We start from the raw sequence: 23930 nt of genomic DNA, 5'->3' as shown, positions 1-23930 counted from the left end.
TCCTAAGCAAAGCTTATTCTTGATGAAGATCCGCCTTTTCATAAGCTTTGATGATTTCGGCAACTACAGGGTGCCGAACAACGTCACTTGCTTCAAAATTAACAAAATCGATTTTTTTGATTTGCTTTAGTGTTCGTTCTGCATGAACAAGACCACTTGTCGTCCCTCGAGGCAAGTCTATCTGACTTGTATCCCCATTGACAATCATTTTTGATTGATAACCGAGACGGGTCAAGAACATTTTCATCTGAGCGACTGTCGTGTTTTGTGCTTCGTCCAAGATAACGAATGCATCATCCAATGTCCGCCCCCGCATGTAAGCTAATGGTGCGATTTCGATTACGCCTCGTTCCATCAATCGGTTCGTATGATCCAATCCAAAAATTTGGTATAAAGCATCATAAACAGGCCGCAGATAAGGATCCACTTTTTCTTTCAGATCCCCTGGTAGAAAGCCTAGGTTTTCCCCTGCCTCTACAGCGGGCCGCGTCAAAATGATTTTTTGCACTTCGCCTTTTTTTAAGGCAGCAATTGCTAATACTACGGCAAGAAACGTTTTCCCTGTTCCGGCTGGCCCTACACCAAATACGATGTCATGTTTGGCTACCGATTCAACGTATTTCTTTTGACCGCTGTTTTTTACCCGTATAGGTTTTCCATTACGGTCTTTGACGATCTCTTCCTCATACATCTCAACAAAATAATCTAATGTACCTTTTTGCCCCATTTTCAATGCCGTCACGACATCTGGTGTACTTACGTGGATTCCTCGTTTGATCAATTCCTGTAATGTCCGAATGACTGAGGCAGCCAAGGAAATCTGGGATTGTTCACCAATGATCTGAATGATTTCTCCACGTGTATGGATGGTTGTTTCCGTTGTTTCCTCGATCAGTTTTATATGCTTGTCGTGTGCACCTAAAAGCATGCTGACATCATCAGCAGCTGTCAATCTAATCTCTAAAGAACTAGACTCTTCCGTCAAAAATAGACATCCCCTTTTTTTCGATTCATTCTTTCCTATTTTACCATACTCAGAAGAAACTATATAGCAAATAAGAAAAGGTTGTAAAAGAGCCGCTTAACCATACGTACCAAGAAACGTTAAAAAATAGCCGTTTCCATTCGCTAAAGGTCTCGTTTTGATAAAAAGAAGCTGAGAATGTAAGTTATATGAAAGTGGAGAACAAAATATTCCGTTTCATTCAGCAGGTATTCTCTAGGTATTTTTCTTGTTTCAAAAAAAGAAAACAAAATAGTTAAAATATTCTTGCATTTCAAAAAAAACAGGTGTATTATTACGTCAACAAATAAACATACAGCAAAGCGTCGAGGAAAACAGTAGGCTATTCAACGATTTATTCCCAGTGAGTCATGTAAGTGAGAAATGACAATAAATCGAATAGACGAACATCATTTCCGAGTCAATGTCGAAAACGTAGATCATTGTGGCTGCCTCCATTATCAGGCTAGCGGATAACTTTAGCAAAAAGCGTCCGTGAATGAAGAAGCTTTTTTAAGCGAAAAAAGGTGGTACCGTTCTAGAATCTAGAGCCCTTTTCCCAAGTGGAAAAGGGCTTTTTTTTATATTTTAAGGTGGTGGTTTTCATGGAATCTGATATTAGTGGCATTACTAATTGCTGCAACGTTTATATCGTCAATCAAAATGATAATTATTGGAGGAAAAATTTATGGAAGAAACAAAAACTTATTCATGGAAACAACTATTGATGGTCAGTTCACTTATCTTCGGGATGTTCTTCGGGTCAGGTAATCTAATCTTTCCTGTCCACTTAGGTCAAATGGCTGGCGCAAACTGGGTCAGTGCTGGCGTAGGTTTTGCCATCTCAGGCGCTCTTTTCCCATTACTAGCTATCTTAGCTGTAGTAGTGACAAAAAGTGATGGTCTGTATGACTTAGCTAAACCTGTTGGAAAATGGTATGCTGCCTTGTTCTTAATCCTTGTTCATTTGACGATCGGACCATTTTTCGGTACACCACGGACAGCTGCTACTGCTTTTGAAATGGCTGCTAAACCATTTTTGCCTGAAAAATATAATTCATTAGGTATGTTTTTATTCTCTGCTCTTTTCTTTTTACTTGCTTATTTCCTTACTGTCCATCCCACACGGTTGGTCAAATACGTCGGAAAGTATCTAAACTCCTTGTTTCTTGCATTATTAGCAATCATTTTTGTCGTTTCTTTATTCCACCCAATGGGAAATCTAAATCAATCTGCTGCAGATACTTACCAAACAAACGCTTTAACAAATGGTGTCCTAGAAGGTTATAACACGGTTGATGCAGTAGCCTTGCTTGCCTTAAGTGTCACTTTTGTCCATGCAGTCCGTGACCTTGGTTTCAAAGATAAAAAAGTCACAGAATTAACAGCAAAAGCTGGTAGCCTGAGCGTTGCGCTAGAAGTCATGATCTATTTTGGTCTTGTTCTTCTCGGTGCGATGAGTTTGAATAAGATGTCTTTATCAGAAAATGGCGGAACTGCACTTTCTCAGATCACTAATTTTTATTTAGGTAACTTCGGCGCTAGCTTCTTAGGAGTGATGGTCACATTAGGTGTCTTCACTACCGCTATGGGACTCGTTGTTTCTTTTGCACAAGATTTCCATAAACTGTTCCCTAAAGTCAGTTATATGACATGGCTGCGGTTAACGACTTTCGTCTCTTTTGTCGTTGCAAATGCTGGTTTGGACAATATCATCCAATGGTCTTTACCAGTATTGATGCTTTTGTATCCATTGTCGCTTGCGTTGATCTTGCTTTCCTTAACAGCAAAATTTTTCCAAAAGACACCATTTGTCTATCAAGTAACGATGTTGTTTGCTGCTGTTCCCGCCGTATTGGATATGCTGGCAAATTCGCCTGCTTTAGTGAGTCAACAAAGAGTTGTAGCAAGCATGCTCGAATTTTATCATCATCACGTTCCTTTTGCTGCATTAGGACTTGGTTGGATGGTCCCAACGTTACTTGGTTACGCTGGCAGCTTACTCTTCTATTACGCCTATCGCCTATCAGGGTACAAACAAGAAGCAAATGAACTACCAGAAGAATAACCAGATCAAACACAATCTAACATAAGAAATATTAAACAGGAAAAAACCAGCTAGATGAAAGAATCCTATTCTTTCGTCTAGCTATTTTTTAGATTTCTTTTTTACGAGCACAAAAAAACTGCGGACAATGATTGTCCGCAGTTTAAATGATAAAATTAAGATTGTAATAGTTCTTTCACAATGGCATTTACTTGGTTTCCATCTGCTTTTCCTTTGACTTTAGGCATGATCGCACCCATGACTTTGCCAAATTCTTTCATTGATGAAGCACCAGTTTGTGTGATTGCTTCTTGAACAAGTTGTCGAATTTCTTCGTCGGAAAGTTGTTCCGGCATGTATTTTTCGACTATCACAATTTCACTTTTTACTTTTTCAGCTAAATCGTCACGTCCTGCTTCTTCAAACTCATGCAAAGAATCACGTCGCTGTTTCATTTCGCGAGACAACACCGTTAATTCTTCTTCTTCTGTCAAGTCGTGACCTTCTTTAATCTGCTCGTTTTGTATAGATGACTTGATCATTCGGATGACTTGTAAAGATTCCTTATCTTTCGCTTTCATCGCTGTTTTCATGTCATCGTTTAATCTACTTAGTAGTGACACACTACCAACTCCAATTCATCACAGAACTAGAATTTTTTGCGTTTTCTAGCTGCTTCAGATTTTTTCTTGCGTCTTACACTTGGTTTTTCGTAGAATTCACGTTTACGAGATTCTTGTAAAGTACCCGCTTTTGACACGGAACGTTTGAAGCGACGAAGAGCATCGTCAAGTGATTCGTTTTTGCGAACGACTGTTTTTGACATGTTAATTCCCTCCCTCCGAGCTTAAAAAGTAACCGTAATTGTTATTGAAATATATCTCAAAAAACAAGACTGTCCTGTAAATATTATATCTAATGCTGTTTTGACCGTCAAGGAAATCTTGCTTTTTTTTAAAATTATCAAATGTTATTTTATTTAAATCCTTATTGACAATTTTCACATCTTCCGAAAATCTCGAATCTATGCCCTTCGATCGTACATCCACCGAGCTGTTCTTCGAAATAATTCATTGGACACATATGGATTTCTTTCGTTGTTCCGCACACCGTACAGATAAAGTGATGGTGATGGCCGATTTCCCCTTGACAGCAATGAAAACGAAACTTCATCTCTCCATTTAAATCGGTTTCTTCCAGTAAATCGATTTCTGCAAAATCATGGAGATTTCGATAAATCGTATCGTAACTTACTCCTTTGAATTCCTGATTCATATAGTCAAAAACTTCTTTAGCGGATACGTAGCGATTGCGCTTCACTAAATAAGTTAACAATGCTTCTCTTTTTTTAGTATATTTAAAACCGTTATTTTTCAATGTTTCTAGTGATTGTTCGATCAATGTCTGTTTTTTCATGACTTATCCCTCCAAATCAAAATGATTACGAAGTACACATTCTAGAGTATGGTATAATAAACATAAAAAAAATGCAAGTGAGGTTTTATCCATGTCTTCCGATTCTACAGAAATCGTTACTTTTTTTGTCATCTCCGACTCTGCTGGAGAAACTGCGACAAAATTAGCACAAGCCACTATGGCCCAATATCCTAGCGTTGAGTTCAATTTATTCCGCAGAACATTTGTGACAGATGAGAAAACATTGATGCAGGCACTGCAAGATGCACTAAAAGAAAAAGCCCTTGTCCTACACACATTGATCAATCAAGAATTGATCGAGATGACGCGTTCTTTTTGTGAAGAACATCAATTATTTAGTTTTGATGTGATGACTCCGCCGATATCAGAAATCGAGCGCTTAACTGGTATCAAGCCCATTCGGCAACCTGGCGCCCTTCATTTATTGAATGAGAACTATTTCAAACGGATCAAAGCAATGGAATTTGCTGTAAAATACGATGACGGGAAAGATCCGCGTGGGTTTCTAGAAGCAGATGTCGTTTTGCTAGGCGTATCCCGAACTTCCAAAACGCCTTTGAGCTTGTTTTTAGCTAACAAAAATTTAAAAGTTGCCAATCTTCCTTTGATCCCACAAGCACATATTCCCAAACAGCTTTGGGAGATCGATCCTAAAAAAATCGTGGGACTGACGAATAACCCAGATATTTTAAACAATATCCGTAAAGAACGGATGCGCTCTTACGGATTAAATCCTGATACTGCTTATTCCGATATCGAAAAAATACGAGCTGAACTCGATTTTGCAAATGATCTTTATGAAAAACTGGGCTGCGTAGTAATCAATGTCGCTTCTTTATCTATTGAAGAAACAGCTTCGCTTATTTTGAATGCTTTAGACCTAGAAGACCATAGTTATTATGGAACTGAAACCACCGAAGAAACAGACTAACAATTTTTCTTTAAAAAAACTGGACTGTGTCAGCGAAGAAGATTCGTTGACACAGTCCAGTTTGTCTCTATTTGCACCTATCGTTATTGATGTTCCACATGTTTGAGTGTCTGGTTCAAAATATCCAGTACGTGAGAATCATCAAGACTATACAAAATCGCTTTTCCCTCACGATGGGACTTGACGACATGGTTTTCTCTTAATAAACGCAGTTGATGCGATACAGCAGATTGTTCCATTTCCACTGCTTGGGTGATTGCTGTCACATTTTGTTCCCCGTCTTTCAGATACAGCAGAATTTTGAGACGAGTGGGGTCACTCAACATTTTGAATAGTTGGCTGACTTTCTCTACTTTTGTTTTTTGCGTGTCTGGCAATCCATTCACCTCCAACTTGAAAAAAGACTGACTTCTAAAGTTTACCACTTTTTCCATCAGTCTCAAGTTTTTTTATTCTTCTGTCATCTTTTGGATAATCGCTTCATAAGCGGCTACTTTTTCAGCTGCGTCTTCTGAAGAGTTTCCTTTTACACCGATATAAAACTTGATTTTCGGCTCAGTTCCTGAAGGACGGATAGCGATCCAGCCATTTTCTTCCAGCGTATACTTCAATACATCAGATGGCGGTGTCGTTAGTTTTTCTACATTTCCTTCACGGTTTGTTCTCGTCAACTCTTTGAAGTCTTCTGTTTGGATGACTTTTGCTCCGGCAAATTCTGTTGGTGCTTCTTCACGGAATTTTTCCATCAAAGCAGAGATTTTCGCAGAACCTTCTTGTCCGCTCATTGTCACAGAAATCGTTTTTTCTGCGTAGTAGCCATAGGTTTCAAAAATCGTTTGCAAGCCGTCATACAACGTTTTGCCTTGTTTTTTATAGTAAGCTGCTACTTCTGCTAATAAGAGCAATGCTTGGATCGCGTCTTTGTCGCGAACGAAAGGTTTAACTAAATAACCGTAACTTTCTTCGAATCCGAACATAAAAGTATGGGAATGATCTTCTTCGAATTGTTGAATTTTTTCAGCAATGAATTTGAATCCTGTCAATACATTGAACATGGTAGCCCCATAGTGTTCCGCAATTGCTGTAGGCAATTCGCTAGAAACGATCGATTTCAATACCGCTGCGTTTTCAGGTAAAGTGCCTCGCGATTGGTGTGCTTCCAAAATATATTGAGCAAACAGTGCTCCGATTTGGTTTCCGGTCAATACTTCATAGGAGCCATTTGGCAAACGAACGGCTGCACCTAAACGGTCTGCATCAGGATCTGTTGCAATCAGCAAATCAGCGCCTTCTTTCTCGCCAAGTCGTATCGCATACTCAAAAGCAGAGTGTTCTTCTGGATTTGGTGATTTGACTGTAGTGAAATCTGGGTCTGCGACAGCTTGTTCTGGAACTAGTACGAATTGTTCGAATCCAGCTTGTTTCAACGCACGTTCGCCTAACATTTTTCCTGTTCCGTGAAGTGGTGTGTACACAAGTTTCAAATCTTTCCCCATTGTTTCCACCAATTCATGATCAATCGTTACTGCTTTGATTTCTTCTAGATAAGCGGCATCCACTTCTTCTCCGATGATCGTGATCAATCCGCTATGTTCAGCTTCTTCGTCAGATAATACTTCAACTTTTAACGGATTGCTGACTTCACGGACATATTTCGTCAATGCATCTGCGTCTGCAGGAGGCATTTGTCCCCCATCTTCTCCATAGACTTTATATCCGTTGTAAGCTGCTGGATTGTGGGATGCAGTTACCATGATTCCCGCAAACGTCTTCAAATGACGGACTGCAAAAGAAAGCTCTGGTGTTGGACGTAGACTTTCGAATACATAAGATGGGATATTGTGATGTGCTAATGTTTTGGCTGCTTCCATGGCAAATTCTGGTGATTGATGGCGTGAGTCATAAGCGATAGCGACACCTCGGCGTTTTGTTTCTTCGCCTTGTGTATCCATGAAACGTGCAAGTCCTTCTGTTGCTTGTCTTACCGTATAGATGTTCATTCGATTGATCCCAGGTCCTAAGATTCCCCGCATGCCTGCAGTACCGAATTCCAACGGTGCATAAAAAGCATCTTCAAGTTTTTCAGGATCTTCACCCAGATCATTTAATTGTTTTTTTAAGTTTTCTTCTAAATTTTCTTCATGTACCCATTGTTCATACACTTGTTCCCAAGACATGAAAATAACACCTCTTTCTGAAATATGGTTCTTAATAAGTATAGCATTCACTTATTAGATATGAAAGTATGAGGACCAAAAAACGCTTAAATCAAGAAAAGATTCTTTTATCAAGCACGGTTACAAGTATTCGCATAAATCGGATTCAGTAGATTTCACGCGAAAAAAAAGAGTAAAAGAACAATTGAAACCGTTCTTCCACTCTTTTTAAACTTATGCAGTTGTTTCTTCTAAAGATTCCAAGTATTTATACACTTGTTGTCCAGCGATCCCACCATCACCAACAGCAGTAGTGATTTGTCGCAAATCTTTTTCACGAACATCTCCGATGGCAAAAACGCCTGGTATATTCGTCTTCATTTCGTTGTCTGTTGGAATCCAGCCGGCTTCGTTCGTCAACCCAGCTTCTCTAAATGGTGCAGTTAATGGATCCAGTCCAACATAGATGAATACTCCGTCTGCTGCCAAATCAAACTCATTGCCGGTTTTGACATTACGTGCTTTCACACCTGTCACTACCATTTCATTCCCAACGATTTCGTCAACGACTGTATCCCACATAAAGGAAATTTTTTCATTCGCAAATGCACGGTCTTGGATGATCTTTTGTGCACGTAATTCATCTCTACGGTGGACGATGACTACTTCAGAAGCAAATTGTGTCAAATAGATGGCTTCTTCTACTGCTGAGTCTCCTCCTCCGATCACTACTAGACGTTTGTTACGGAAAAACGCACCATCACAAACTGCACAGTAAGAAACGCCACGTCCAGCAAATTCTTCCTCGCCAGGTACGCCTAATTTACGGTGGATACAGCCTGTTGCGATAATGACTGTTTTTCCTTCGTAAGTTTTATCTTCACAAATAACTTCTTTGTGGCTGCCGTGATCCTTGATATCTTGCACGATTCCATAAGCATTTTCTGTCCCAAATCTTGAAACACCTTCATACATCTTATAAGCTAGATCAGGACCCATGATTGAATCGAAACCAGGATAGTTTTCGATTTCTGCCGTATTGTTCATTTGGCCGCCAGGGGCGCCTTGTTCGATCATCAATACGGATAAGTTTGAACGTGAAGCATATAAAGCAGCAGTCATCCCAGCAGGACCTGCGCCAATAACGATTACATCATACATATGTAGATTCTCCTTTACTTAATCAAGTAAGCATACTTTACAGCCAATGCGAAAAAAAGTCTATTGTTCTGCTTGCGTTTCTCGAATAGCTTTATTATACTCGAAAAATCCGCTGAAAAACAATAGACTTTTATAAATCATTGATCAATCATTCGAAAGATTTTCTCCATTTGAATCAATTACTTTTTTATACCAGTTGAATGATTTCTTCTTCGAACGGGCTAATGTGCCATTTCCTTCGTTGTCACGATCGACATAAATGAATCCGTACCTTTTCTTCATCTCACCTGTACCAGCTGATACTAAATCAATACATCCCCAAGTCGTATAGCCTAATAGATCGACTCCATCTAATTCTACTGCATCTTTCATTGCCTGGATATGTGCTGCCAGATAGTCGATTCGATAATCATCTTCCACATAACCATTCTCATCGGGCGTATCGACTGCACCTAAACCGTTTTCTACAATAAATAGTGGTTTTTGATAACGATCATAAATATCATTCATCGTTATTCTCAAGCCTAATGGATCAATTTGCCAACCCCATTCACTTGCTTCCAGATATGGATTTTTGACAGAAGCAAAGATATTTCCTGCAGTCTGTTCCAAGAGTTCGTTGTCAGTAGTCGAAACTCGAGAAGAATAATAAGAAAAGGAGATAAAATCAACAGTATGTTCTTTCAGCAATGCGGCATCCCCAGGTTCCATTTTGATCTGAATGCCATTTCGTTCCATTTCTTTCAATGCATAAGCGGGATATTCTCCTCGTGACTGGACATCAATGAAGAAATAATTTTCTCGATCTGATTTTCTAGAAGCCCAAACATCTTCAGGATTGCAAGTGTATGGATAATATGCTCCTGCTGCCAGCATACAGCCTACTTTGTTCTCCGGATCTACTTCATGAGCAATCTTCGTTGCGATGGCACTTGCAACCAACTCATGATGTGCCGCTTGATATTTGATTTGTTCTTCATTTTCTCCTTCTTCAAAATACAGCCCTGCGCCCATGAATGGTGCATGAAGGATCATATTGATCTCATTGAATGTCAACCAATATTTGACAAGTCCTTTATAGCGATTGAAGATGACTCGGCACAGATTTTCATAAAAACCAACGAGTTCTCTGGAACGCCACGCACCATATTCTTTGATCAAATGCATCGGACAATCAAAATGTGTAATCGTCACAAGCGGCTCGATCCCGTACTTTTGACATTCTTTAAAGACATCCTCATAAAATTTCAAACCAGATTCATTTGGCTCTTTTTCATCGCCCATTGGAAAAATACGACTCCAAGCAATGGACATCCGATAAGTCTTGAACCCCATTTCTGCAAATAAAGCAATATCTTCCTTATAATGATGATACATATCGATCGCAATTTTTGCTGGATAAAAATGATTTTCATCAAATTCAAACATTTTCTTTTTTCCAGTAATGACAGGAAAACGGTCTTCTCCGATTGGCACAACATCTACGTTCGCTAACCCACGTCCGCCTTCATCATAACCGCCCTCGCATTGATTGGCTGCTGTAGCTCCGCCCCATAAAAAATTTTTTCTGAATCCCATCATACTTCCTCCATTACATGTGGATTGCTTGATAATTCTCTTGCCAGTTCATCTTGGACTTCGATTCCTTCTGCTTTTAACCGGCTGATTGTTTCCTTGAATTGCGGTAAATACTGCTGATGTGCAATAAACAACTCATCCATGATCCGTTTTGCTGTCTTTCCTGATCGTATAAGCGGATTGATCGTAAACGCTTGTAAAGCTGTTCCATAATCACCAGTCACGGCTGCTTCGATCGTCAGCAATTCCATATTCTTCATTACTTGCAACCAGCCTCTTTCAGCAGCAGGAAGGGAACCAAACGCTACATTTCGTGCGCCTTGTGCGCCAACATAGGCAGTGACTTCTACTACACAATCTGCCGGCAGATCAGGAACAGCTCCATCATTCTTTGTAGATACCACGATCTGTGTTTCTTTATTTCCATAGATCGAAGCAATCGTTTCACAGGCAGCATCTGAATAATAAGCACCACCTCGTTTTTGCAATTGTTCAGGTTTATGATCCAACTCTGGATCTTTGTATAATTCAAACAGCTCTGCTTCTGTTTCTTTCACTTGCTGCGCTCTTGTACCAATCGTTTGATATTCTTCTAAAGCATGTTCCAGCATTTCTTCTTCACGATAGTAATAGCGGTGGTAGCCACAAGGGATCATGTTCATTTGTTTTAATTGTTCTTTGAAAAACGGGATATCAAAGATATTTTTCGGCAATCCATTGTCTTCATCGTATAAACGATCAATCAATTCTGCCGTGCGGTCATTTCCTTTATTATCTGCTACTTTGTGCCAATGGAAGTGATTTAGACCGGCAAACTTGTAGATCAGCTCTTCTTTTTTCTTGCCAAGCATTGTTGGTTCTGTCATCATCGCCATTACTGGCACATTGCATAATCCGATCACTTTATCCCATTTGCCATATCTGATAACTGCTTCTGTCACCATCCCGCTTGGGTTCGCGAAATTGATCAGCCAAGCATTTGGACATAAACGCTTCATGTCTTCAACGATTGCCAAAACCACTGGAACAGTACGAAAAGCTTTGAATATCCCGCCAGCACCATTTGTTTCTTGCCCAATCATCCCATAATAACTAGGGATCCGCTCGTCTTTGATTCGTGCATCTAATTGACCGACACGAAACTGAGTCGTAACAAAATCCGCATCTTTCAATGCTTCTTCCCGATCCAGAGTTGCATAGATTTTGACTTCATACGGAGAAGCATCCCACATACGCTGAGACATCTGACTGACGATCTCAAGCTTTTCTTTTCCTTCTTCTACATCTACGAGCCAGATTTCTCGTATCGGTAATTCCTCATATCTTTTGATAAATCCTTCCATCAACTCGGGGGTGTAACTGCTGCCTCCACCAATCGTAGCGATTTTGATTCCTTTTGCCATGTTCTCACTCCTTTACTTTTTACACTTTTATTATCTTTTTTGTAAACAAAACAAACAATAGAAATTCGTTTCTTTCCAGTAACATTTACAAAAGTTAGTGTTTTCTTCTGGATTTTTGTAAATATCTTGTCAAAAAATGTCTTTATTAAGCTATATAACATAAATCCGTTTACAAATCATTTTCAAAAAAGTTATAATTTACGTAAAAAAACAAGAAGAAGGTATCTACATGTTATTACGTGAAAAAATCAAAGAAATCTCCTTTTCTCCTTCAGAAAATGAAGTGATTCAGTTTCTCTTAAGCGATTCTCCAGCACTTGGCGAAATGACCATCCAAGAGATTGCTGAGCGATGTTATGTCCACCCGTCCACACTCATCCGTGTAGCAAAAAAAATGGGTTTTGATGGCTGGGTCAGTTTTCGTAATGCTTTTTTAGCTGAAACAGCCTATCTTGAAGGGAATTTTCAAGACGTAGATGCGAATCTTCCTTTTTCCACCACAGACGGTATTATGACGATCGCAAATAAAATGGCTTCTTTAGAACAGATGACGATTCAAGATACACTTTCTCTCATTCATCATGACCAACTGCAAAAAGCCAAACAACTAATGCTTCAAGCAAAAAAAATCGTGATTTTCGCCAGTAACTCGAATACTTTGATTTCTCAAGATTTCATGCTGAAAATGAAGCGCATCAAAATGGATGTCACGATTGTCACCACTTTTGGTGAATCGTTCTATGAAGCGTACAATTGCACGAGTGATATGTGCGGGATTCTGATTTCTTATACGGGTGAAAACAATGTGATCCTTCGTACCGCAGAAATATTGAAACAAAATCATGTGCCAATTTTAGCTTTGACCAGTATCGGTGATTCAACGCTATCTTCAATGAGTACAGCCGCTTTGCGACTTACGACACGCGAACGACTGTATTCGAAAATTGGTAATTTTACGATCAATACATCGATTTGTTATCTTCTAGACGTGTTATATAGTTGTGTTTTTGCAGAAAATTATCAACAGAATTTAGTCCATCTAATTTCTGTAGGACAAAAATTTGATAAACGCCCTATCAGCTCAGCCATCATGAAAGAGCCTTTCAATTTCGAAAATAAAGAAGTGGAATAAAAAGAATAGTTAAGCCTAGTCCATTCTTTCACCTAACCGTTCAGGTCAGTGCGGTGATAAGTGCATCGTCTGGCCCGACCGTCTCCCCTTGATTTTCCAAAATATCCAAATAATCCGTGTAATTGGTGACGATCACAGGTGTTTCTAAACTGTATCCTTCCTCTTCGATTTTCTTTTTGTCGAAGCGGAGCAACAGATCGCCTTGTTTCACTCTTTCTCCTTGCTGCACCAAGCTTTCAAAATATTTCCCTTCCAACTGAACAGTATCCAATCCGACATGAATCAGCAATTCCAGACCTGCTTCAGAAACCATTCCGATTGCATGTTTCGTCGGGAACAGGGTCATGACTGTTCCGTCAAAAGGGGCACGTACTTCTCCTTTTTCAGGGTAGATCAAGATTCCTCGACCTAGTGTTCCTTGTGCAAAAGCTGCATCCTTTGCTGCATTCAGTGGAGCGATTTGTCCTTGTATCGGTGTTTTTACAATTTCTTTACCTGATCTTTTCTGTCTATCATCTGTTTCACCTGCTTCCTCCTTCCAAAAGAAAAAAGTCAGCGCAAAGGATACCACCGTCGCAATGGCGATTCCAATCAATACATTAATCACATCCGTTAAATCACCATCTGGTCTAATATAGTTGGGAATTGTAAAGATGCCTAATCCACCTTGATTCCAAGAAGTTAAATTCATTAATCCACTATACGCACCCCCTAACGCACCACCGACACAGGTAAAAATAAATATTTTTTTACGTGGCAATGTAAACCCATAAATAGCTGGCTCTGTAATCCCCACAATACCAGAAACAATGGCTGGTATTGCGATTGCTTTGTCTTTTGGGTTTCTAAGCTTAAAGTAGAGTGCAGTAAGTGCTGCAGTTTGTCCAAAAGACACTACTGCAACAGGTGTCATGATATTTTGCCAGCCATTCACAGAAAATTGCATCAATCCCATTGGTACGATTGCCCAATGGAGACCAAACATCACTAGAATTTGCCAGAAGAAGCCTACGATTGCTCCATAAATAACTGGCGAAAGTGCTAAAAGTGTTTCAAATCCAGCCATTAAAATATCAGTTGCGAATGTGAATGCTGGTCCAACGAGTAAAAAACCTAAGGGCATTGTAATAAGAACGGTGAAGAATGGAACGAAGAAATTCGCGATCATCTCAGGTACTAACTTTTTAATTGGCTTCTGAATTTGGCTAGCTAACAACACAATAAAGATAATGGGAATGACAGAAGAAGCGTAGTTACGCGCAATCCAGGGAATGCCGAATACTGTTTGATAAATAGGTGCTTCAAAAATAGTACCAGAAAATATGGTCGTCAGTGGTGCTTCTGCTGCACCACTCAAAGCTTCCAGCGACAAGCTAGGATTCATTAATGCTGCGCCAAGCAACATCCCTACGAATTCATTTACTTTAAATTTACGGGCAGCTGTTAAACCGATAATAACAGGCATAAATTGGAATACAGAATCACCGATATTATCAAACATAACAAATGTGCCAGAACCGCGGTCAAATGCGCCTAAGAAGACAAGTAATGCTGTCAGTCCACGAATCATCCCACCAGCAGCTAGAATAGCAAGGAATGGCTGGAAACAGCCCGATATTCCATCAATAAGCATATCAAACGGTCTCATTTTTTCTGTTGAAACAGCCTCATCAAAAGTAAGGTTTCCTGCTTTTATAACCTCTTCAAACACGACTGGCACATGATTCCCGATAACAACTTGGTACTGTCCTCCCGCTCGCATTACCGTCACAACACCGTCCATATTTTTCAAGATCTCATCATTTGCTTTTTCTTCGTTTTTTAATTTGAAACGAAGCCTTGTGATACAATGTGTCAAACCATTGATATTTTCCTTTCCGCCGACATTTTCTACAATTTTGCTCGCTAATTCTTGATATTTTCCCATTTCTATTCCCTCCAATTTATTAGTGGAAGGTTTAGCCAACTGAATGTCACTACCCTTATTTCATACGTTCTTGTTAATTTATCCTCCTTTTTTTATTTATTTACAACGATTCTCATGCACTAAACGCGCAGTATGAATCGTTAAATACATTTTTTCGTCCGTGGACATCTGGTAGTTGAATGCCTCGGCTAAAAAGTCTGCTATTTTCTCAACGCAACCAAACGTGTCCTTATATTTTTTTTGAATAACCTGGAACAATTCCTCAGAAACTTCTCCCACTTCTGTTTTTTCTCCATCTAGGACGCGTGTCAGAAAAAAACGTAGGTGTGTGACGAATCGAAAAAAATGGACTGAATCTTCATCAAATGTAATCTTATAGTAATAGCGGACGATATTTAGAATATCCTGTATTGTTGTAGTAAACAGGTAGGTATTGTCTTGTTGGCTTTGAATGCCTTGTGCATTGACTAAATGCAATGCGATAAATCCGGCTTCATCTTCTGATAACTTGATGTGGTATTTATCCGAGATTTTCTTCACTGTTTTTTTTCCCGATGGCATACTCTTTAGGAAATAGTTGTTTGATATCATACAGCAATACATTTGGTACAAATATTCCCATTTTGTGACGTTCGATAGCCGTATACAAATGATCCGTCAATGCAATATACACCGAATCATTCAACTGGACTTGTAGAGCCTCTTTTGTATATTCAATGATTTCACAAGAAATTTCTAAGTACTCAAGAGGAATCGCTTGTGCCAATTCTTGGAACTGTTGTGAAAGTCCGTCATTTGTCAACTGAAATTTTTTGTCGATGCATGAGTCAAAAATCGGGTCACCCACTTTCTTTTTGAATGCCAAACCTTTTCCCATCACGATCATTTCCTGATTTCTTTCATCCCTGGTTATTACGACGTTGTTATTCAGTACTTTCTCAATCAGCATGTTTTGCTCCTTTCCATGATATATAGGGCTGTATCCAAAACAAAAAGAAAAACCCAAAAAGCCGTCCATGGAACCATGGGAGACTCATCAGGTTTAGCTTGCATCAGGCAATCACTATCCAAGTTGTATCGTTTTCTTTAAATTATCGAAAGTAAATGTTTTTGTCAACGCTTTCTTAGCGGCTATTAGGCACTTCTGACTAGCTGTCGTGATCTTTTTTTAAATCTGGTGACTACGACACTACCGCTCACAGATGAAGAATCTGGGAAGCTCTGTTTTATTTTCACTCTAGCGCTTAGGTCAAAATGCTACTATGCTACTGTCACAACTTCTAATATACGATGTTCCAGTACCAGCTTATCGGTGATAAGCCAAATTTATGCAAAAATCTGGAAAGCCTTTTTTACAATTTTTTTCTTATCACCTAAAGCTGAACGGAGCCCTGTCACAACCACTTTTTACACACCACTGCTTTGCAGTTTGTACATATCTGCATACAAACCATTTTGCGCTAGAAGTGTTTCATGATTCCCGCGTTCTACTATATGACCTTTGTCTAAAACTAAAATCAATTCTGCATCCCGAATCGTGGACAGCCGATGGGCAATCGCAATCGTTGTCCGTCCTTGTCGCATTTTTGTCAATCCTTCTTGGATCAATCCTTCTGTTTCAGTATCGATATTTGCTGTCGCTTCATCCAATACTAGTATTTTAGGATCTGTCACGATTGTTCGCGCAAAAGTGATCAGCTGTCGTTGTCCGCTAGAATAGCTGGCACCGTGTTCGATCACTTTTGAGTGATATCCTTTTGGTAATTCATCGATGAACTTGTTTGCTTGAACAAACTCAGCTGCATGGCGAATCTGTTCGTCTGTGATAGCTGGATTCATCATCCGGATATTTCCTGCGATATCTCCATAAAACAAGAAGGCATCTTGCAAGACCAATCCCATTTTCTTACGTAACTCTTCCATTGGATATTCTCGAATGTCATGATTATCAATCAAGATCTGGCCTTCATAAAATTCGTAAAACCGCATCAATACGTTGATGATCGAGCTTTTTCCGCTTCCGGTGTGCCCCACTAATGCAACGGTCTCTCCCGGATTAGCGACAAAAGAGATATTGTTCAATACATTGTGCTCTCCATCATAAGAAAAGCTTACATTGCGAAACTCGATCTTACCTGAAGTAATCGCTTGATCTGCTCCAGGATTTTGTTGCGGTGCATATTCTTCTGTATCCATGATTTTCAAAATGCGACTACCGGCAACCATTCCATCTGTAAAGGTGCTCAAAAAGTCCATCATTTGAGACATTGGATTAAAAAATCCCTGGACATAGGTCGTAAATGCATAGATCAGTCCAACTTCTACGGGAGAATGCAACGCATCGATCCCAAACAAAGTCAACGCCAACGCAATCGCCAATGCATATAGAAAATTGATGATCGGACTTAACAGAATCGAATTCGTTTTGATCATCGCATAGCGCGTGTCTAAATACTCGTTGTTCACTTGTTCAAATTCTTTAGCTAAACGAGCTTCTTGGCGAAACTGCTGGATAATACGCATGCCGGAAATCGATTCATTCAATTTCGTGTTCAGCTGACTTAATTTTTCCCGCATATTCCGGTAAATACGAGAACTAAATTTCTGGTAATACCAGATGACGATTCCTAAAATCGGCAAGAACACCAAAGTCCACAAGGCAATTTCTCCATTGATTTGAAACATGGCAATGAAGGAAGAAACGACTGCAAAGATCCCAGTCAATACCATCAAAAAGACATACCAAAATTCAAATAGCGTTTCTGTGTCATTTGTCACTCGAGAAACAGTCGATCCTGCCGGTGTCTGATCAAAATAACGCATACCTAGTGTATGCAGCTTTTCAAATAATCTTACCCGAACATACTGATAGGTCTTCAATGAAGCCATGGAATACAAATACCATTGGAAAAACCAAATGATACTTTTGACTATGACTCCAAACAAGTACATACCAGCAAAAAACAAAATAACTTGTGTCGTAGCCGACTGTTTAGCCAGATGATCATCCATAAAAGTTTGGATGATCCTTGGCAATAGGACATTGATCACAGACAGGGCAAACGCAAATAAGATAGCAACGATGAACGTTCTTCTAAAAGGTTTGGCGAACTTCATCAGTCGTTTGATGATCTTCTTCTGTTCTTTAAGTGGAATCGATTTTGTCCATTCCGATTGATAATTTTCATCCATCAGGCCTCGCCTCCTTCTATCTTCGCTTCTAATTGCTGTTTCTCCCACATTCGTTCATACCAGCCGCCTAATGCAAGCAGCTCATGATGGGTTCCTCGTTCAATGATTTTCCCTTGATCGACAACAATGATTTCTTTTGCATGCATCACGCTGCTTAAACGGTGAGCTGCAATGATGGTTGTTTTCTCTTTTCTTATTTCTTTTAAATTATGCAAGATAGCTTCTTCTGTTTTGGCATCTACTGCAGAAAGTGCATCATCTAAGATCAGCAATTCAGGATTTTTGATCAATGCTCGAGCAATCGAAATCCTTTGTTTCTGTCCGCCAGATAAAGAGACTCCACGTTCTCCAACTAAGGTATCATAACCTTTTGGCAATTCCTTGATTTCATTGTTGATAAATGCTAAAGAAGCCGCATGCTCTACTTCTTCTTCTGAAAGTTTTGGATTAGAAAAACGGATATTATCTCGAATGGTCATCGAAAACAAGAAGTGATCTTGAGGCACATAGCCGATTGATCCTAATAAAGCATTCAATGAATATTCTTTGATCGAACGTCCGCCAAATTGGATTTTTCCTTGATAATCATCGTATTCACGCATCAGTAATTTGATGATTGTCGTTTTTCCCGCACCAGTTTTCCCAACAATACCTAATGTTTCTCCTTCTTGGATCACAAATTTGATTTGTTCTAATGCTGGTGATTCTTCTTTCGGATAGTTAAAAGAGGAAATAGCTACATTCAGCTCGCCTTTTGCCGGGGTCTGCACTGCACCCAGTTGTTCCACGATATGCGTCTTTTCATGCAAAAGTTCATTGACGCGATCATAAGAAGCATTTCCTCTTTCCAATACGTTGAACAATCGACCAATCGCAAACATCGGCCAAACAAGCATACCGATATAGCTAATAAATGAGACCATCTGCCCGATCGAGATCGTGCCTTCCAAGACATACTTTCCACCTAAAATAATTGTTGCAACATAAGACAGACCGATAATCAAGGTAATGAATGGATCGAATAAGGAGTCTAAAAAATTGACTCGTTTGTTTTTAATAATTGCATCTTCAATCTTTTCTTCAAAATCCGCGAGATCTTCTTTTTCTTGTCCAAATGTTTTAATGACTTTGATCCCAGTGATACTTTCTTGTGTCTTATCATTGATACTAGAAAAAGCTTCTTGCGAATCACGAAAAGCATCGTGGAGTTTTGACCCCAGCACTCGTGAAGTAACGGCTAGCAAAGGCAGAGGAATCAGCGCAATCAGTGTTAAGCGCCAATCAATAAACAAAATCATCGCAATGATCGTTGTTCCGCCCGTGATCACTGAATCTGCAAAGGTCAAGATACCAGCTCCTGCTACATTCTGGATTGCATTCAAATCATTCGTTGCATGAGCCATCAAATCTCCAGTCCGATATTTTTGGTAAAAGAGATTGTCCATTTCTGTAAAATGTTTGAATAGCTGCTGCCGAAGTTCTTTCTCCAACCGAGCTGCACTTCCCCAAATATTCGTCCGCCAGATATAACGAAAAAGATATTGTAAGAGAGCTGCAAGGATCAATAATAAGATCCACCAGGAAATGATCTTTATTGATAAATTTTTATCGGCAATCTCATCAATGATGATCCCAATCACCTTTGGAGGAACTAACTGTACCAAGGCCACTGCGAATAGGGAGAAAATCCCAATTAAATAATGTTTCTTTTCCTGTCGAAAAAACCAACCTAATTTTCTAAAAATCGACATTTTACTCCTCCTTTGTCTTTATCAAGAGCATAGGATTGTCTGTGCTTGTCTTTTTTGCTGAATAGTCTGAATAGTCTAACAAATTACGAAATAAAAAACGGACTGAAAAAATCAGCCCGCAAAAAGTCTTTGGGTCAGAACCTATTTTTTCCCTTGGTTCTTCATTTGCTGCATCATCTGGCGAATTTTCTTCTCAGATGGTTTTTGCCCCATTGACATCATCATTGATCGCAACATGTCCTCATTAACGGGAGGATTTTTTTCTAAATAGTCTTTCATATATTTACGCGCTAGGAAAAAGCCACCTACTGCGCCGATTAGCAAAGCAATAATAGCAATAAGTACGACAATACCTGTTGATACCATATAAATCTCTCCTTTCTATTTCCGAATTGCTCTCAATGATTTATTTTACTAAAGTTTATTGAAAAAAGAAAGGCGTATTCTTTAGTTTCATGCAAAAAATAGTGGTTTTTTTAGAGAAGAACAAAATTTCTTTCATTAACCAGCAAGACACGCCACGAAAAAAAATTAGGCATACCGAATCTTTTTCTTTAATTTTTTCTTTCTGAGGTGTAGAATGTAATCGTAGATAAATAGGAAAGGTGGTTTTTTCTTGAATAATCAATCCAACAAACAATTTCATAAGCATCGACTTATTGAACATACAAATGGTTTATCTTTAGCTGAAGTAAATGGAACAGTGGATGTACCCAAGGGAAAAAGTTTTTTTAAAACACTTCTTGCTTACTCTGGACCAGGTGCATTAGTAGCAGTGGGTTATATGGATCCAGGTAACTGGTCCACTTCGATCACTGGTGGACAAAATTTCCAATATTTATTGATGTCAGTTATTTTGATGTCTAGTCTGATTGCTATGCTTTTACAATATATGGCAGCAAAATTAGGAATCGTGACCCAAATGGATTTGGCCCAAGCAATCCGAGCACGGACAAGTAAGACATTGGGTGTCATTTTATGGATCTTGACTGAATTAGCCATTATGGCAACAGACATCGCAGAAGTCATTGGTGCAGCAATCGCCCTCTACCTGCTTTTTGATATTCCATTGGTAATTGCCGTATTTATCACTGTGTTAGATGTTTTCGTCCTTTTATTGCTGACAAAAGTCGGATTTCGTAAAATCGAAGCTTTGGTTGTCTGCTTGATTTTCGTCATTTTATTCGTTTTCGTCTATCAAGTTGGCTTGTCTAACCCTGATTGGCACAGTTTGTTTGCCGGCTTTATCCCTAACAGTCATACATTCTCAGACTCACCTGTCATCGGCGGTGAAACTCCGCTGACTGGAGCTTTAGGGATTATTGGTGCAACAGTCATGCCGCATAACTTATATCTTCATTCAGCAGTTTCTCAAACTCGGAAGATCGATCACCAAGACGAAGAAGATGTAGCACAAGCGGTACGCTTTTCTACTTGGGATTCTAATATCCAGTTGTCAATGGCTTTTCTAGTCAATGCACTGCTATTGATCATGGGTGTTGCTGTATTCAAAACCGGTTCTGTCCAAGATCCTTCCTTTTTTGGTCTGTATGAAGCTTTATCTGATCCATCAGCTATGAGCAATGGTATCTTGATTGCTGTGGCAAAATCTGGTATCTTGTCCACTTTATTTGCTGTAGCACTTCTTGCTTCTGGCCAGAACTCTACTATTACTGGTACGTTGACCGGTCAAGTCATCATGGAAGGCTTCATCCATATGCGTATCCCAATTTGGCTAAGAAGACTAGTCACACGATTGCTTTCTGTGATTCCTGTATTGATTTGTGTTTTGTTTACAAGTACAAAAGGAACGATTGAAGAACATACCGCTTTGAATAACTTGATGAATGAATCCCAAGTTTTTCTGGCTTTTGCATTGCCATTCTCGATGATTCCTTTACTGATGATGACCAATAGCCAAGCGGAGATGGGGAGCCGATTCAAAAATTCATTTGTTATAAAACTACTTGGCTGGTTCTCTGTGATTAGTCTGACTTACTTGAACTTACGAGGATTACCAGGTCAAATCGAAAGTTTCTTCGGCGAGCAAGCCACCTCAGCTCAACTAGCATTGGCTGATCAAATCGCTTATGTAATCATTGTTCTCGTCCTTCTCCTGTTGGCATGGACGATTGGTGATTTATATAAAGGAAACAAAAAATATGAACAGCGTTTGCAAGAAACGATAGAAGAAATCGAATAGAAACTGATTCTTTCACACAAACATACTAAGAGTAGAGGGGAACATCATTCGTCAATGATGTTCCCCTCTACTTTTAGTATGTTTTTATTTAGAAGATAAAGCTTTTTTCAGATTCAATTTACTGAAAACTAGCATGCTTGTTACTACGATGAATTGCGTTAATGGCACACCTGCGCCAGTGTAGACACTTAAAAAATAATCCTTTTTTTCTGGCGCATAAGAACAAAACCACGAGACGCCGAAAAGAAAAACCAATTGTGTCAGTATTAATCCGATGACTACAATCAAAGAGGAACTATAATAGGCACGATCAGCTTTTGCAAATACGGTTCCTAGTACCATAAGTAATATCCCTGCTATTGAAGCAATCAGCACGGGAATGGCCAAAACTTGGTAAATTTTTATCATGACATTCGCGACTTTTGCTGTTTTTATCAACTGGAAATCAGGTGTTCTCGGATCACTGCTATCGATCCAATTATCCATTAGTGGAAGATTCAATAGTTCTTGTGCCTGTTCGACTTGTTCTTGCGTCCCGAAACTATAATCCCCCCCTTGATGGAAATCTTTGTATCGCCATGCATAGGCATATCCTGATTTCAGAAAAGCAAATACGATTGGCAGATCATTCATCGTCTTTCCATCCCCTGATCCCATCAGATAGAATTCTTTTTTCTTTTTGATAGTTCCCTTTTGATAGGCTTCTTCTAATTCTTGATTGACTTTTTTCCAAAAATCATTGGTTTCTTTTGCATTGTTTTGGTAATAACCAGATTCGCTTACCACATCTCGCAATGCCCAAAAAATGATATCTCCTGGTAATTCTTTTACTTTTCCACCTTGGGTCCACGCATGAGTCGTATACAATTCGTCAATACGAGTAGAAACAGTATGAAATGTAGGAGATGCGTCTAATGCTTTATTTAACGCAGCATGCGAGACCCATATCTCACTGTTTTCTTTATTTAAGTTCGTTTCGTCATCTATTCGGATCAGCTGTTTCATCAAACGTCCAAATTCGCCACTCGAACGGTCATTGATGGTGGCAATACCATATGTTGTCTCGTTTTTATATTCGATCCACTGATAGACGATGGAGAAACCGACTAGAGGGAGTAAAAACAATGAAAGTTTCAGCCATTCTTGTTTCGAAAGGAGAAATGGTCGTTCTTTTAACTTCTTTGCTTCTTTGAAAGAAAAGTCTTGTCCTAGCAAGATCTGAACGAAACTGATGCCTAACGCGACTACAGTAAAAGGAAGAAGCCAGATGGAATCTTCGCGAATGAACCAAAAGAAAGGAAAAGAAACAGCCAGCCCTAAAAACCACGGCAGCAATTTTCTGCGGGAACTATATTTACGGTAATAAATAGCTAGTAAACAAGCGATAATGATCTCAACAGCCGGGATCACGAGAGCATTACGATACGTTCGAGTAGAATACTCATGTGTAAAACTAATCGGAGAAAACAAAAAATAAAAATAGATACTTAAAAGAAGATACTTGTTCTTCACGATCGGTTTAAACGCTAGTGCAACCAATATGCTGGCAAGAATACTGAACATGCCGAACAAAACTGCATAAGAAAGATGCAGTTTATGTGCAAGTACTAAAAACAAGCTGTAGGAGATCCCTTTTGAAAGTGTCGTAGTCGTGTACTCCCCTAGCCATTTACCATCCAAAATATTTTGAGCATAGTGAATCAGCAGCTGATCATCATAGGTTGCCGACATATCTGTTCCATAGATTGCTTTACTATATAAATACAACCGAATAATTGTAAATAATACGGCTATGCCAAGAATAAAGTATGTATGTTTCTTTTTTAGTTGGTCGATCAAGGGGTTTAAAGTGTTCAGCATCTTTTCGTCCTTTCAATCACGTTTTGCTACTTGCTTGTGAATCTTTTCGTTTTTTACTTTTCTATCAGTATACCCTGTTTGTCTGAATTTAAAAAGAGGGGGCGAAAGGAGCATGGCGAAAACGACTGCAAAAAGCACTCCTTTGTTTC

The 23930-nt window shown here is 39.3% G+C and carries 18 protein-coding genes and 1 pseudogene; 4 read left to right on the top strand and 15 right to left on the bottom strand.

All coding sequences use genetic code 11. The annotated features are described in order from the left end of the window. Positions 1 to 13: 13 nt before the first annotated feature. On the bottom strand, positions 14 to 985 hold the full coding sequence (locus tag QK255_RS04040; RefSeq protein WP_002291698.1) for a PhoH family protein: 972 nt from the start codon (positions 983 to 985) through the stop codon (positions 14 to 16). Between the two features lie 706 nt (positions 986 to 1691). On the opposite strand from QK255_RS04040, the gene brnQ reads away from it, so the two are divergent. Continuing rightward, positions 1692 to 3071 carry a branched-chain amino acid transport system II carrier protein gene (brnQ, locus tag QK255_RS04035; protein WP_002291696.1) on the top strand — a complete coding sequence of 460 codons (1380 nt, stop codon included), beginning with the start codon at positions 1692 to 1694 and terminating at the stop codon, positions 3069 to 3071. Between the two features lie 155 nt (positions 3072 to 3226). Here brnQ and QK255_RS04030 read toward each other — a convergent pair whose 3' ends face one another. The 3 genes from QK255_RS04030 to QK255_RS04020 form a co-directional block, all read right to left on the bottom strand. Then, the gene (locus QK255_RS04030) at positions 3227 to 3673 is read right to left on the bottom strand and encodes a GatB/YqeY domain-containing protein (RefSeq protein WP_002291695.1); all 447 of its coding nucleotides are present in this window, start codon (positions 3671 to 3673) and stop codon (positions 3227 to 3229) included. 26 nt (positions 3674 to 3699) lie between these two features. Further along, complete coding sequence (gene rpsU / locus QK255_RS04025) at positions 3700 to 3876, bottom strand: 30S ribosomal protein S21 (RefSeq protein ID WP_002287321.1); 177 nt, start codon at positions 3874 to 3876, stop codon at positions 3700 to 3702. Positions 3877 to 4037: 161 nt separating this feature from the next. Then, positions 4038 to 4466, bottom strand: a complete 429-nt coding sequence (locus QK255_RS04020; RefSeq protein ID WP_002287322.1) for a Fur family transcriptional regulator — start codon at positions 4464 to 4466, stop codon at positions 4038 to 4040. Positions 4467 to 4557: 91 nt separating this feature from the next. Between QK255_RS04020 and QK255_RS04015 the strand changes: the two genes are divergently transcribed. Continuing rightward, positions 4558 to 5418, top strand: a complete 861-nt coding sequence (locus QK255_RS04015; protein ID WP_002314696.1) for a pyruvate, water dikinase regulatory protein — start codon at positions 4558 to 4560, stop codon at positions 5416 to 5418. Positions 5419 to 5501: 83 nt separating this feature from the next. On the opposite strand, the gene QK255_RS04010 is transcribed toward QK255_RS04015, so the two are convergent. The 5 genes from QK255_RS04010 to QK255_RS03990 all read right to left on the bottom strand — a co-directional run bounded on the left by QK255_RS04010 (position 5502) and on the right by QK255_RS03990 (position 11716). Further along, on the bottom strand, positions 5502 to 5852 hold the full coding sequence (locus tag QK255_RS04010; RefSeq protein ID WP_002316410.1) for an ArsR/SmtB family transcription factor: 351 nt from the start codon (positions 5850 to 5852) through the stop codon (positions 5502 to 5504). 15 nt (positions 5853 to 5867) lie between these two features. Beyond that, on the bottom strand, positions 5868 to 7595 hold the full coding sequence (locus QK255_RS04005) for a phospho-sugar mutase (RefSeq protein WP_002291690.1): 1728 nt from the start codon (positions 7593 to 7595) through the stop codon (positions 5868 to 5870). Positions 7596 to 7808: 213 nt separating this feature from the next. Then, positions 7809 to 8735, bottom strand: a complete 927-nt coding sequence (gene trxB / locus QK255_RS04000) for a thioredoxin-disulfide reductase (protein WP_002291688.1) — start codon at positions 8733 to 8735, stop codon at positions 7809 to 7811. Positions 8736 to 8879: 144 nt separating this feature from the next. Continuing rightward, positions 8880 to 10313, bottom strand: a complete 1434-nt coding sequence (locus QK255_RS03995) for a 6-phospho-beta-glucosidase (protein ID WP_002291686.1) — start codon at positions 10311 to 10313, stop codon at positions 8880 to 8882. After that, a complete protein-coding gene (locus QK255_RS03990; protein WP_002291684.1) occupies positions 10313 to 11716 on the bottom strand; it encodes a 6-phospho-beta-glucosidase in 1404 nt (467 codons plus the stop codon). Before QK255_RS03990 ends, QK255_RS03995 begins: the two co-directional genes overlap by 1 nt. A 229-nt stretch (positions 11717 to 11945) precedes the next feature. Between QK255_RS03990 and QK255_RS03985 the strand changes: the two genes are divergently transcribed. Further along, positions 11946 to 12848 carry a MurR/RpiR family transcriptional regulator gene (locus tag QK255_RS03985; RefSeq protein WP_002291682.1) on the top strand — a complete coding sequence of 301 codons (903 nt, stop codon included), beginning with the start codon at positions 11946 to 11948 and terminating at the stop codon, positions 12846 to 12848. Between the two features lie 40 nt (positions 12849 to 12888). Here the strand turns inward: QK255_RS03985 and QK255_RS03980 are convergent, their stop codons facing one another. From QK255_RS03980 to QK255_RS03960, 5 genes and pseudogenes are all read right to left on the bottom strand, one after another. After that, a complete protein-coding gene (locus tag QK255_RS03980; protein ID WP_002291680.1) occupies positions 12889 to 14775 on the bottom strand; it encodes a beta-glucoside-specific PTS transporter subunit IIABC in 1887 nt (628 codons plus the stop codon). A 96-nt stretch (positions 14776 to 14871) separates the two neighbouring features. Continuing rightward, a pseudogene (licT, locus tag QK255_RS03975) lies at positions 14872 to 15724 on the bottom strand (BglG family transcription antiterminator LicT). A 458-nt stretch (positions 15725 to 16182) separates the two neighbouring features. Further along, positions 16183 to 17967, bottom strand: a complete 1785-nt coding sequence (locus QK255_RS03970; RefSeq protein WP_002291676.1) for an ABC transporter ATP-binding protein — start codon at positions 17965 to 17967, stop codon at positions 16183 to 16185. After that, positions 17967 to 19718 carry an ABC transporter ATP-binding protein gene (locus QK255_RS03965; protein WP_002291671.1) on the bottom strand — a complete coding sequence of 584 codons (1752 nt, stop codon included), beginning with the start codon at positions 19716 to 19718 and terminating at the stop codon, positions 17967 to 17969. Before QK255_RS03965 ends, QK255_RS03970 begins: the two co-directional genes overlap by 1 nt. Positions 19719 to 19859: 141 nt before the next feature. After that, the gene (locus QK255_RS03960) at positions 19860 to 20084 is read right to left on the bottom strand and encodes a YneF family protein (protein ID WP_002291670.1); all 225 of its coding nucleotides are present in this window, start codon (positions 20082 to 20084) and stop codon (positions 19860 to 19862) included. Positions 20085 to 20334: 250 nt separating this feature from the next. Here QK255_RS03960 and QK255_RS03955 point away from each other — a divergent pair, with 250 nt between their 5' ends. Then, a complete protein-coding gene (locus QK255_RS03955) occupies positions 20335 to 21921 on the top strand; it encodes an Nramp family divalent metal transporter (protein ID WP_002291669.1) in 1587 nt (528 codons plus the stop codon). Between the two features lie 84 nt (positions 21922 to 22005). Here the strand turns inward: QK255_RS03955 and QK255_RS03950 are convergent, their stop codons facing one another. Further along, positions 22006 to 23781: a hypothetical protein gene (locus tag QK255_RS03950; RefSeq protein ID WP_002291668.1), complete on the bottom strand. Its 1776-nt coding sequence runs from the start codon at positions 23779 to 23781 to the stop codon at positions 22006 to 22008. Positions 23782 to 23930: the final 149 nt, after the last annotated feature.

Origin of the sequence: Enterococcus sp. ZQ21 (assembly GCF_030053755.1) — a bacterium.
GTDB lineage: Bacteria > Bacillota > Bacilli > Lactobacillales > Enterococcaceae > Enterococcus_B > Enterococcus_B lactis.
Note: the sequence above shows the minus strand (reverse complement) of the source record. Positions and strands in the feature narration are given on the sequence as shown.